13 protein-coding genes are annotated in these 11,613 nt (G+C 44.7%); 8 read left to right on the forward strand and 5 right to left on the reverse strand.

Annotated elements, in window-relative coordinates:
- A partial coding sequence (locus tag V7D75_RS03390; protein WP_333613409.1) for an aconitase family protein occupies positions 1-603 on the reverse strand: 603 nt, incomplete at its 3' end.
- 428 nt (positions 604-1,031) lie between these two features.
- Positions 1,032-2,045: a DUF3025 domain-containing protein gene (locus V7D75_RS03395; RefSeq protein ID WP_333613410.1), complete on the reverse strand. Its 1,014-nt coding sequence runs from the start codon at positions 2,043-2,045 to the stop codon at positions 1,032-1,034.
- Between the two features lie 114 nt (positions 2,046-2,159).
- Here V7D75_RS03395 and V7D75_RS03400 point away from each other — a divergent pair, with 114 nt between their 5' ends.
- A complete protein-coding gene (locus V7D75_RS03400) occupies positions 2,160-2,876 on the forward strand; it encodes a hydrolase (RefSeq protein WP_333613411.1) in 717 nt (238 codons plus the stop codon).
- 44 nt (positions 2,877-2,920) lie between these two features.
- Positions 2,921-3,472 carry a YchJ family protein gene (locus tag V7D75_RS03405; protein WP_333613412.1) on the forward strand — a complete coding sequence of 184 codons (552 nt, stop codon included), beginning with the start codon at positions 2,921-2,923 and terminating at the stop codon, positions 3,470-3,472.
- A gap of 34 nt (positions 3,473-3,506) precedes the next feature.
- Here V7D75_RS03405 and V7D75_RS03410 read toward each other — a convergent pair whose 3' ends face one another.
- Genes V7D75_RS03410 through V7D75_RS03420 form a run of 3 tightly spaced genes read right to left on the reverse strand, consistent with a single transcriptional unit; the run spans position 3,507 to position 5,961 of the window.
- A complete protein-coding gene (locus V7D75_RS03410) occupies positions 3,507-4,415 on the reverse strand; it encodes a class II glutamine amidotransferase (RefSeq protein ID WP_333613413.1) in 909 nt (302 codons plus the stop codon).
- The gene (locus V7D75_RS03415) at positions 4,416-4,724 is read right to left on the reverse strand and encodes a hypothetical protein (RefSeq protein ID WP_333613414.1); all 309 of its coding nucleotides are present in this window, start codon (positions 4,722-4,724) and stop codon (positions 4,416-4,418) included.
- Between the two features lie 49 nt (positions 4,725-4,773).
- Positions 4,774-5,961, reverse strand: coding sequence for a homoserine kinase (locus V7D75_RS03420; protein ID WP_333613415.1), 1,188 nt, complete (start codon positions 5,959-5,961; stop codon positions 4,774-4,776).
- A 180-nt stretch (positions 5,962-6,141) separates the two neighbouring features.
- Between V7D75_RS03420 and hisF the strand changes: the two genes are divergently transcribed.
- The 6 genes from hisF to V7D75_RS03450 all read left to right on the forward strand — a co-directional run.
- Complete coding sequence (gene hisF, locus V7D75_RS03425) at positions 6,142-6,924, forward strand: imidazole glycerol phosphate synthase subunit HisF (RefSeq protein WP_333613416.1); 783 nt, start codon at positions 6,142-6,144, stop codon at positions 6,922-6,924.
- A 139-nt stretch (positions 6,925-7,063) separates the two neighbouring features.
- Positions 7,064-7,594, forward strand: a complete 531-nt coding sequence (gene ribH / locus V7D75_RS03430) for a 6,7-dimethyl-8-ribityllumazine synthase (protein ID WP_102077446.1) — start codon at positions 7,064-7,066, stop codon at positions 7,592-7,594.
- A 279-nt stretch (positions 7,595-7,873) separates the two neighbouring features.
- Positions 7,874-8,887, forward strand: coding sequence for a transcription antitermination factor NusB (nusB, locus tag V7D75_RS03435; protein WP_333613417.1), 1,014 nt, complete (start codon positions 7,874-7,876; stop codon positions 8,885-8,887).
- A 2-nt stretch (positions 8,888-8,889) separates the two neighbouring features.
- Positions 8,890-9,930, forward strand: a complete 1,041-nt coding sequence (gene thiL, locus V7D75_RS03440) for a thiamine-phosphate kinase (protein ID WP_333613418.1) — start codon at positions 8,890-8,892, stop codon at positions 9,928-9,930.
- A 3-nt stretch (positions 9,931-9,933) separates the two neighbouring features.
- The gene (locus V7D75_RS03445) at positions 9,934-10,524 is read left to right on the forward strand and encodes a phosphatidylglycerophosphatase A family protein (RefSeq protein ID WP_333613419.1); all 591 of its coding nucleotides are present in this window, start codon (positions 9,934-9,936) and stop codon (positions 10,522-10,524) included.
- A 252-nt stretch (positions 10,525-10,776) separates the two neighbouring features.
- Positions 10,777-11,613: NTP transferase domain-containing protein (locus tag V7D75_RS03450; RefSeq protein ID WP_333613420.1), on the forward strand; the 837-nt coding region annotated here is incomplete at its 3' end.

The following is an 11,613-nucleotide window of genomic DNA, read 5'->3' on the forward strand; positions in this document are numbered from 1 at the left end:
GGTCAGCTCACCGTCTACTTCAGCAGCCATTACCACGCGTGCTAAATATTCTAAGTTGACCTGATGCACAATACCCGTTGCTGGTGGCACAACGACAAAGTTTTTAAAGGCGTTCTTGCCCCAATGTAAAAACTCATAACGCTCGTTATTACGCTTAAACTCAATCTTTTCGTTTAAATCTAGCGCATCTTCGCGGCCATAAGCATCGACCTGTACAGAGTGGTCAACCACCAACTCACTTGGGATAAAAGGGTTAATCTGCTCAGCACGACCGCCAAGCTCAACCACCGCATCACGCATCGCTGCCAAATCTACCACTGATGGTACACCGGTGAAATCTTGCAGGACCACACGCGCTGGCATAAAGGCGATTTCTTTTGACGCTTCTGCGCCAGCGTCCCAATTGGCAACGGCTTCGATGTGGTTTTTGCCGACGGATTGACCGTTGTCTTCATTACGCAGTAGGTTTTCTAAGACGATTTTCATGCAAAATGGCAGTTTGCTGATGTTCTCGTAAGTGTCAGTCAGCTTCGGCAAGCTATAATAAGCATGCTCCTTGCCAGCGACTTCAATCGTGTCTTTTACATTAAAAATATCACTCATGGTAGCTTCCTTATCGTTGTTATAGATCCTAAGCATAAATCCTTATGCCATTCATACGACTGTGAATGCATGGCAATTTATGCTGATAACTGGTGGCTTATTTCTTCTTAATTTAAATGAATATGCTTAAATCGAATGGCGACACCTATTTTTTAATAAGCGCTCGTTTCTAACAAGTGCTAAGTACAATAGTTAACGGTGCTTTTATTTTAATAAATGTTTATCGATAACGGTAAGGTGAACAAAATCGCCATTAACAAAAGATATATGCATCTGTTTAGCGTTTAACACTAACGTCCTTTTACCATAACAAATAAGGAGCGCTTTGTTAACGACTAGATGGTGTTGTATCGTGGCACAATCGTAACCACGACAATGCTTTAGCAGTTAAAATTCAACGTTTACCTGACAAGGTGTGCCCGTATCTTTTAACTTTGACTACGACGACCGCTCCGAAAAACGTGGCTATCATCATAAAAGCTCGGCTGGACATTTTCTGCCCAATAGTGTGGCACACCCAAAATGGGCAATGGCGACAGTTTGCGCGGGGTGACATCCGGCTGTGATAAAAGCGCGTCCATATAATCGGCCACTTTTTGATCCAAATGGCTAATACGCTCAGATAGCGATAAGGCAAAAAAATCTTGCGTGACATTTATTACGATACTATGGGCGCACAATGCCTTGCGTGGGTACAGTAGCTTCTCTAACAGTGCATGACCAAAAATATAAACTGCTGCTTGAGCTTGCTTATTAAGTTGTTTTGGGTTATCCCATTTGTCACGCGGTGCAACCAAACTTGCCTGCCATTTAAAATCAATCAACGCCTCACCGATGCTAGACTCAGCGGTGACCAATATCGCGCCATTTTCATCAAAAACGGTAATGGTATCGCGGACACGGCCACGACTGGCGCCAATACCTTGCTCCTTAATCTCAAGCATATGATAATAATTGAGCAGGGCTTTAGTCTTGGGAAAGGTGAGCCAAATGCTACCGTTAAATAAATCATGCAAATTATCACGGGTCGGAATATTGCCGGTAGTGCCGATAAAATTCTCGTACGCTTCGCCTGCTGGCAGCGCCTTTTGCGAGACGAATTGTAAGGTGTGCGCTTGATTGTTTAGCGCAGGTTTGGTTTGCGGTAATGACTGTTGTAAGGCGTCAGCATGCTTCTGTAATGCGCTATTCAATACCTTTGCAATAATATCAGGTGTATTTTCAACTTTATCGACATTCGCGGTGTCAGTCTGTAACACACTGAGTTGGGTAATGCTTTTGCTTAGGTAGGCCAATTGATGTAAATGACACAGCCATGGCGCTTGCCAATCAATAGCAGCAAAGCTGTCATCAAATCTGCTGTCGCATACAGACCGCTCATTAAAAGCAGTATCACGATGTATATCTAATTCAGGTTTAGCAGGTAAATCGGTGGCGGTCATATTGACTATCTCTATTAGACGACTGGCGTGGCTATGGTATCATGGAGCGCTTTTTTACGGCTAGACAAGCCGCTCGAAATACAGATTTCGCGCGCTATTTATTGATGAGTTTTTATGGCAAATTTTAACACCCACTTAAATGTTGCATTCATGGCAAGTGGTACGATGAGTCTCGCGGTTTATAAAGCAGGCTTGATTGATGATTCGGGGTTTTTAGTTTGCGTGGCGCTTGGCACCATTGGTGGGCTACTTCCCGATTTGGATTCTGATAACTCCACACCGATTAAACTTGGCTTTAATATTACCTCGTTTATTTTTGCCTTTGGTCTGGTCATGCATTGGCGCAGTGAGCTGAGTTTATTGGCGCTCATTGCATTGTGGCTGGCGGGCTACGGCTTTATGCGTTATGTGGTATTTTCGATTTTTACCAACATGACCGTGCATCGCGGCGTCATTCATTCGGTACCCTATATGGCGATAATGGGGCTTGGGATGACCTATATCAGCTACGATATTTTACATCTGCCATTAACTGTCAGTTGGTTTTACGGCTTATTTTTATTCGGCGGCGCCATGGTGCATTTGACATTGGATGAGTTATATAGTGTGAATTTGTCCAATATGAAAATGAAGCGCTCATCGGGTACAGCGATGAAGTTTTATCAGCATAAAGATAAATGGTGGTATCTGCTCCTGTACGTCATCCTTGCGCTCTTGGTCTATTTTGCGCCGCCATTTGCTGAGTTTTGGCAGCAGCTACGTGACCCCGCGCCTTGGGCCAAGCTTAAACTGGGGCTATGGCCAGAATTGATAAAAAACTGGCTCAATTGAAATGTATAAAACTGTTAAAAAATGACCAATAACTCGAGTAAATAATGTCACTTTCCCTACCAATCTGCCCTTGCCAAATCAATCCGTCATCGGATAACATTAGCGCACCGTTACTTTATCAAGACTGCTGTCAGCCTTATCATGACGGGCTTTTAAATAACGAAGCTGATAAAATTGACGGTGCAAAGCCAGACTCTGCTGAGCCTCTTATGCGATCGCGTTATAGCGCGTTTGTGTTGGTTAAACCAGAATACATCGTCAAGACTACGCTACCCGCGCAGCAAAAATTGCTAGATATTCAGGCTATTGAGAATTGGGCAAAAGAAACGGTTTGGGCAGGATTGGAAATCATTACGCATACGCCAAAGCTAGGTAAACGCCATGCGCAGGTTGAGTTTAAGGCTTACTTTAAGACGTCTAATGAGTTACAGGCGCATCATGAGTTGTCTGCCTTTGTAAAAGTAACAGACAAACTCAATAATGATGTACGTTGGTATTTCTTAGATCCTACGGTCGCAATGACCGTCAGCCAAAAGCAGCCGTGTATTTGTGTGTCAGGTGAGAAGTTTAAGCGTTGTTGTGGCACTTATATCTAACTGATATTTAATCAACGTTAAATACTTGCCAATTCTAAACACTCGCCCCAACCGCGCGTGCTACCGTAATGCCTTCGTCAATGGTCAAAAACTTACGCTGGCTTGGGCTGTCTTTATAAATGACGTCGCCATCTTGGAATATCAGACATTCATTAACTGCCAACTGTTGCCACTTTTCATTTTCAGTCAATGGCACGGTGACCAATATCGTGACTTTATCGGTATCGGTAGTCACATCACCAAAGTTAATGGCCAAATCATCATCTGCCAGTTTTGCTTCGCCAAATGGCGCTTTACGTGTTAGATAAAACAATAAGCTACCAGCATAAGCCAATTGCCATCGACCGTTTGAGATTAGGCAATTAAACAAACCGTTTGCGGATAGATAACGACATTGGGTGGTTAAAAAATTAAACAGCGTTTGATCATCTGGGCGAGTTTTAAAGCTGCTTTTTAGGCGATTGACCAAATAGCAAAACGCCATTTCAGAATCGGTATTACCGACTGGCTGGCAATGTGACGCATTGCCATTATCTTGCAGGCGCTGACAGCGTTTAATAAACTCGCTATTCATCTGCCCATTATGGGCAAATACCCATTGCTCGCCCCAGACTTCACGGACAAAGGGGTGGGTATTCGCCAAGCAATTCTGCCCTTGGGTCGCCTTACGGATATGGGCAATCACGTTCATCGCTTTAATCGGATAATTATTCACCAAGTCGGCAACGGGCGACAAATGACTTGGTCGATTGTCATGAAACAGACGCAGACCAGTCGAGGCATTGGCTGTTTTATCATTATTGGCGCATTCACTGCGCTCGAAAAACGCAATGCCAAAGCCATCTTCATGACTGTCGGTCATGCCGCCGCGACGGCGAAACCCTGCAAAGCTAAAACCGATATCGGTTGGGGTATTACAGTTCATTCCTAAGAGTTGACACATTTATACTTCACCGCCGTTATTGTCTTTTGCAGAATTTAAAGTAGGGTTTAGAGTAGCTTCTGACACTTCATCAAACATCTCATAAGGCGTTGCCCCATCGGTATCGATATTCGCCAAAATACGCTGCGCATGCGCCAAATCTGTATCTTGTATCCACAGCACAATCCCAGAATTCATACCCGGCATGGCACTCAGCGGTTGCAGAGACACCGTAATGCCGTTATTACGCAGCAGGTTGGCATGCAGCTCACCTTGCATATTGGTATCGTAGCGTGCCAGTTTGTGCCAGTTATCAACTTGATCGGTCATGGGATTTGCCTTTATGGTTTTGATACAGGAATGGTCGAACAATAACAATCTATGCCAATTGGTCGAGCGTATATTCTTTGATTGCAAAATCACTGCTATTACTTAATTTATCACGTGCTTGCTCAGCTTGGGTGATATTGCTAAAAATACCGATTATCTGAGTGTTTTTTTGCGCCGCTGATTCATTATCTAACAATACAAAGACCGTATTTTGCGCTTTTTCAACATGTGACCAATGGTAAGCCGCCAAGCGTTTCATCAGGTCAGGGTTTTTGACCATGATGTTATCGCCAGTGCGACCTTCGGTGCGGTTGTAATGGATAACGTTCAAACGCAATAGCCAAAAAATCACCGCCGCTTTGGCGAGCATCACTGGTAAGGCCCGTTTTTCATCTTCGCCAAGCGCACGTTTGGATTCATAGCCTTGCAAAAAAGCCGCCATTTTACTGCGGTCAAAATTGACAGTTTCGCCCTGCTCGGCATCGCCCCAAGTCGTACAAAAATCATTAATGGTAATGGCAATATCCATCACATAATGCTCGACGCTGACTTCGGTAAAGTCTAACAATCCCGTTAAACGCGCTGCGCCTTTTTGGCTATTACTTAACGATAAGTCCCATAAGGTATTATCAGCGAACATGTCTAAATGGCATAAGCCTTTTGGCAACGTCGTAAGCGGCAAATCTGAGTAAGCGCGCCAAATATCGCTCATCAATTTGGCTTCGTCACCGGGCATAAACTGCATTTCACGGTCGCGTACTTCCACCCATGGATATAAAGGCACGCCATATTCTTCCGCAGGCTGTAATGCTTGCAAAGTCTCATGTAGCATGGCTAAAGCGGCGCCAATTTCATGACACATTACTTGCGTGGTTTGCTGTGGATGCGCGCCAGCCAAACAAGGCACTAGCGTAATCGCTTTATTATCATAGCGTATGACATAGCATTTTTCTGCGCTATCAGCGCCTAAATCAAGCAATGCTAACGGCGCAGCGACTGGCAATTTACCTTCCAATTGATTGAGGATGACCGCCATCTTTTCGATGTCTTCTGGTGGACGCTCTTCAAATAAGGTAAACACATAAGAGTGCGCGCCATCTACATCGTCAGTCGTCTGAATAAACCAGTTAGAGTTTTTGATACCTTGGGTAATCGGAATGGCACGCGCAAATGACACGCCAAAACGCTGGCAAAAAGCGGCAAACTGATCATCGGTTAACTGGGTATAGACGGACATGACATCTCACTTATGGCAATGGAATAAGAAAGTAAATGGCTACGGTAATGACAGTGATTGTACCGCGCATGAGCAAACTTTGGTTAAAAGCATAATAATCTTGCGAAAAGCTGCCTGATATGGCGGCGATTTTGCTAGACTAGCGCTTACGGATAAATTGATTATAAGGTGAAAGACCCTATGTTAGCAAAGCGTATCATTCCTTGTTTGGATGTGGATAATGGCCGTGTGGTCAAAGGCGTGCAATTTGTCGATATCAAAGACGCAGGTGACCCCGTTGAAGTCGCCAAACGCTATAATGAGCAAGGCGCCGATGAGATTACTTTTTTAGACATTACGGCGACCAATGATGAGCGTGATACCACTTACCATACCGTTGAGCGTTTGGCAGAAACTGTGTTTGTACCACTAACAGTTGGTGGCGGTGTGCGTAAAATCGCTGATATTCGTAATTTGCTCAATGCCGGCGCGGATAAAGTGGCAATCAATTCTGCGGCGGTATTTACCCCTGAGTTCGTTGGAGAGGCGGCGCAGAAATTCGGTAATCAATGTATCGTTGTCGCTATCGATGCCAAACGCGTTGAAGATATTGAAGTTAATGGCATTATTATGCCACGTTGGGAAATATTTACCCACGGCGGTCGTAAACCAACAGGCATTGATGCGGTTGCTTGGGCAAGTAAAATGGCGGAGCTTGGCGCTGGCGAACTATTGGTCACCTCAATGGATGGCGATGGCACCAAAAAAGGCTATGATTTAGCTTTAATGAAGCAGATTACCAGCCGCGTTAATGTGCCTGTTATTGCTTCAGGCGGCGTTGGCAATTTAGAACATTTAGCAGAAGGCGTATTAGAAGGTGGCGTCGATGCCGTGCTTGCGGCCAGCATTTTTCACTTTGGCGAATATACCGTGCAGGAGGCCAAAGCATATATGGCCGAACAAGGCATACAGATGCGTCTTTAAGATTGCTAAAATATCAATGCCTGTGCAAAAAATGCTATCATAGCGCTACTTATTTATTTTTGTCAGTTAACTATTGAAAACAATCGAGATTTTACATAAAAATTTTGTTTTAAACGCTACTTACTCAAAGGATTTTCTTATGTCAAATTTACAACAGCAGCGCAATGATATTACCCATATCGATGGCAATTTGCATCAAAATGAAGATGCCCGCATTGGTATCGTCGTCGGTCGTTTTAACGGTTTTGTCGTTGAATCATTGGTAGATGGCGCAATCGATGCCCTACTGCGTCATGGCGTATTGGGTAGCAACATTACTGTGATTCGCGTGCCGGGTGCTTTTGAGTTGCCACTCGTTGCTCAGCGCGCCGCTGAGTCTGATCGCTTTGACGCCATCATTGCGTTAGGCGCGATTATCCGTGGTAGCACACCGCATTTTGACTTTGTCGCTAGCGAATCTGCCAAAGGTTTAAGCAGCGTTGCAATTGATTATAATATCCCTGTTGCCAACGGTGTATTGACCACTGACAGCATCGAGCAAGCGATTGAGCGCTCTGGTACCAAAGCTGGTAATAAAGGCTCAGAAGCGGCGATGGTTGTGCTTGAGATGCTAGCGGTTCTATCACAGCTAGATATTGCTGATGACTATGATAATAATGATGACGCGTAATTAAGTCCTCATTTTATAACCTGTTAATCGTCATTTAATTGGCGCGGGCGTTTATGTCATCTTTGATATAGACCGCAGCGCCAATGCTATAGTAAAAAGCACTATAAACAGTTCTATAAAGCACCGTTTTAATATCCGACTGTCATAGCCTGCCAGTCGTCTACTATTTAACAACTTTTATACTATTTCTTACAACTTGCTGTCTTTGCCAAGCCTGTTATTTGCGCCAAGATAGTTGTTTAAAATGATAGTTATTTAAAATTTAGGTATTGACCCCCTATGACTGACCAACTCAAGCGCGCCATTAGCGCTGCACAAACCGCCCAAGCCAATGATGCACAAGCTGAAGCTACTCGTCTCGCGAGCAGTAGTGCGGGTGAGCAAACCTTTGATATGAGTGAAACGACTTATAAGACTAGCCACACTGCTGTGCGTAAGGCTCGCCGCTTTGCGATGCAAGGCCTATATGAGTGGTTGGTTACCGACCGCCGTTTTGATAAAGACGGCAAGCTTGGCTGGAAGGACAATGCGCCGCATGATATCGCTGCCCGTACGCGCGCGACCAATGCCATGCATACCGTTCATATCGGCTACTATCATGAAATGATGCGCGATATTCCAGAACAAATCGAGGCGCTAGATTCCCTTATCAGTCAGCATCTTGACCGTGACATTAATAAATTGGACACTGTTGAACATGCTATTTTATTGATTGGGGCGTATGAGCTACAAAACCGCTTAGAGATTCCGTATAAAGTCGTGCTTGATGAAGCGATGAAGCTAAACAATCACTTTGGCGCTACTGACGCCCATAAATTGATTAATGCCGTCCTTGATAAAATGGCGATTGAATTGCGCGCGCTTGAAGTCGATGCCGATAGCAAAGCCAATCTACGCACCTCGCAAAAAGCGGCAACACAAGCAAATACTAAGCAGACTGAAGCTCAATCTACTGCTGTTGCAGAAGCCAGTGAAAGCACTGCTGAGTCTGAACTCGACAGCACATCAACTGCTTCAAACAAACCACGTATCAGTGCCAATAATGCCAGTGTTAAACGTAATAGCGCGAGTAAAGCCCTAGCGAATATTATGGACTATAAGATCAATAAGAAAAACGACGCCGCAAAAAATGAAGCGCCAAATAATATTGTTAATGACAAATCTGCAGAAGAAAGCGCTGTAGAAGAAAACCCATCTACCAATGATGTTAGCAATGATAAGAATAGTAACGCAGCTGACGTAGGCTTACATGATTCAAACCTTGTTACTCCTAATGAAAACAATAAAGACTAGCCATGAACGAGTTTGAGCTGATTGAGCGTATATTTTCGCAAATGCAAGCTGAACCGTCATTGTCCAGCACTGCTGAAGCACGCAATGTCGAAAAAGGCATTGGTGATGATGCGGCAGTAATGAGCTTGCCTGCAGGTGCACGCTTGGTTAGCTGTATTGATACCCTCGTTCAAGGGCGGCATTTTAGTGCCGATTGGAATGACGTAAACCAGTTAGCCTTTCAAATTGGTTATAAAGCGGTCGCAGTGAATGTCTCAGACATTGCTGCGATGGGCGCAACGCCGCATAGTATTCTATTGGCATTGGCCTTACCTGAGCGTTTGGCCAATGAGCAATGGCTGACTGAATTTGCCAAAGGTTTATTTCACGCCTGCCAGTTATTTGGTGTCATCCTTATTGGCGGTGATACCACGCGCAGTGATAACTTAGTGCTCAGTGTCAGCGCACAAGGTTTGCTTGCTGCGTCCACACCAGCTGTTTACCGCTCAGGCGCGCAAGTCGGCGATAAAATTTATGTTTCGGGGACGCTTGGCGATGCTGCATATGCTTTACAGCATCCTGATAATGCTCAGGGAATAGAGCTTGCCCATCGGCTGCATATGCCAACGCCACGTATTGCCTTAGGGGCAGCAGTGGCGACAATTGGCGCAACTTCGATGATAGATATCTCTGATGGTCTGTATCAAGACCTTGGGCATATCTGTGAGCAAAGTGCCGTTGGTATGCGCATTCACCTTGAGCAGCTGCCTACCAGTAAAGCATTGGCAAGCGTTGATCTATCTGAGCGCCTATTATGTCAGTTAGCGGGCGGTGATGATTATGAGCTGGCTTTTACCTTGCCTGCCCATATCGAGCCACCGATTGACAATAATAGCAACACGCCTGTCACCTGTATCGGTGAAGTCATAGCCGTAAACAAGGCAGATGCTGCTACAAATGTACGACCAGAGATTTTTTATCAAGGCCTAGCAGTCACACCGACATATCCCGCCCCATTCCCTACTTGGCCCAATCTGACGGGTTATCAACATTTTGCAGGTTAACCCATGATTGATCACAACCTATCTAAGCCCGATATCCGACAAGCCAATGATTGCCCGCCTCTACCTGCCAATGCCAGTATGCTTGACCGTTCGATTTATTGGCTTGGTATCGGCCTAGGCAGTGGTCTGCCACGCCGCGCACCCGGTACTTGGGGTACGGTTGGTGCTTTAATCGTTGCGATACCATTATTAAGCCTAGGCTTTGTGCCATTTTTGATGATTACCATTTTAGCTTGTTTGCTTGGTAATGCGATATGCGGTCGTACCTCAGAGCTGATGGGCGGTCACGATAACCCGCACATCGTTTGGGATGAGTGGGCTGGTATGTGGCTTACCCTACTGCCGCTATCTTACATGGGTATCGCCAACGGCATTTTTTGGCAAAATATCACCCAAATGCCTACTATCGTAGCGATTATTATCGCCTTTATATTATTCCGCTTTTTTGACATTATTAAGCCGCCACCGATTGGCTGGGCGGATAAAAAAGTCGCGGGCGGTCTGGGTATTATGCTCGATGATATTATTGCCGGTGTGATGGCAGCAGCCGTTTGGGTGATTATTTATACCTTTATCTTCCCTTTTAGCTTTTAAACTTAAGCTTATCCTTTAAGCCTCAAATAAACGTTTTTACCATAAATACTTCTACTTTATTACCTTTTATATCGCTCACCTATTTAGCGGTTAGATTTTTGATCGCTTGCTACTTAAGGTAGATTTATAGACAGCTAACGTCACAATTAATTTACAAAGATGTCACGACATAGCGTTTTAGTTAAATCGTAATTTGCGTTATAATCCAAACATATATTTTGTTACATTTGTAGGCTCTTTTTTAGGAATACTATGACAGCTCCTCTTTCAGTAATTATCCTCGCGGCTGGTAAAGGCACGCGTATGCAATCAGCCAAGCCAAAAGTGCTACAGACACTGGCTGGCAAGTCGTTACTCGGTCATGTGCTTGATACTTGTCATCAATTGACCGTTGATGACACCATTATTGTTCATGGTTTTGGCGGCGAGCAAGTGCAAGCAGACATTAATGAGCAATATGCGCATTTGCCGATTACGTGGATTGCCCAGACTGAACAATTAGGCACAGGCCATGCAGTAAAAGTCACCCTGTCCGAATTACCAAAAGAAGGCCAAAGTCTGATTCTCTATGGTGATGTGCCATTGGTCAGCTGCCAGACGTTAACAGCTTTAAAATCTGCCAATACTGACGGTATGTCGATGTTGACCTTGACGGTAGACAACCCATTTGGTCTTGGTCGTATCAAACGCGATAAAGACGGCAATATTGAAGCCATCGTTGAGCAAAAAGATGCCAACGCCGATGAACAAAAAATCCAAGAGATTAATAGCGGTATTTACTGCGTTGATAATGCATTATTGCATAAATATCTGCCAAAGCTGTCTAACGACAATGCGCAGCAAGAATACTATCTCACCGATATCGTTAAAATGGCCGTCGCTGAAGGCATTAATATTGTCGCGATTGAGCCTGAACATAGCTTTGAGATTGAAGGCGTCAACAACCGCCAACAGCTTGCCAGCTTAGAGCGCACATGGCAGGGCAAGTTAGTAGCAGACTTACAAGAAGCGGGTGTGCAGTTTGCCGATCCGACGCGCGTTGATATTCGTGGTAGCTTGAGCGCAGGACAAGATGTATTCGTCGATGTG

Source organism: Psychrobacter sp. (assembly GCF_036731945.1).
GTDB lineage: Bacteria > Pseudomonadota > Gammaproteobacteria > Pseudomonadales > Moraxellaceae > Psychrobacter.

Excerpts from the sequence above, each read along its gene's own strand:
- V7D75_RS03395 (WP_333613410.1), bottom strand. The coding sequence starts at position 2,045 with ATGACCGCCACCGATTTACCTGCTAAACCTGAATTAGATATACATCGT.
- V7D75_RS03400 (WP_333613411.1), top strand. The coding sequence starts at position 2,160 with ATGGCAAATTTTAACACCCACTTAAATGTTGCATTCATGGCAAGTGGT.
- V7D75_RS03405 (WP_333613412.1), top strand. The coding sequence starts at position 2,921 with ATGTCACTTTCCCTACCAATCTGCCCTTGCCAAATCAATCCGTCATCG.
- V7D75_RS03410 (WP_333613413.1), bottom strand. The coding sequence starts at position 4,415 with ATGTGTCAACTCTTAGGAATGAACTGTAATACCCCAACCGATATCGGT.
- V7D75_RS03415 (WP_333613414.1), bottom strand. The coding sequence starts at position 4,724 with ATGACCGATCAAGTTGATAACTGGCACAAACTGGCACGCTACGATACC.
- V7D75_RS03420 (WP_333613415.1), bottom strand. The coding sequence starts at position 5,961 with ATGTCCGTCTATACCCAGTTAACCGATGATCAGTTTGCCGCTTTTTGC.
- hisF (WP_333613416.1), top strand. The coding sequence starts at position 6,142 with ATGTTAGCAAAGCGTATCATTCCTTGTTTGGATGTGGATAATGGCCGT.
- ribH (WP_102077446.1), top strand. The coding sequence starts at position 7,064 with ATGTCAAATTTACAACAGCAGCGCAATGATATTACCCATATCGATGGC.
- nusB (WP_333613417.1), top strand. The coding sequence starts at position 7,874 with ATGACTGACCAACTCAAGCGCGCCATTAGCGCTGCACAAACCGCCCAA.
- thiL (WP_333613418.1), top strand. The coding sequence starts at position 8,890 with ATGAACGAGTTTGAGCTGATTGAGCGTATATTTTCGCAAATGCAAGCT.
- V7D75_RS03445 (WP_333613419.1), top strand. The coding sequence starts at position 9,934 with ATGATTGATCACAACCTATCTAAGCCCGATATCCGACAAGCCAATGAT.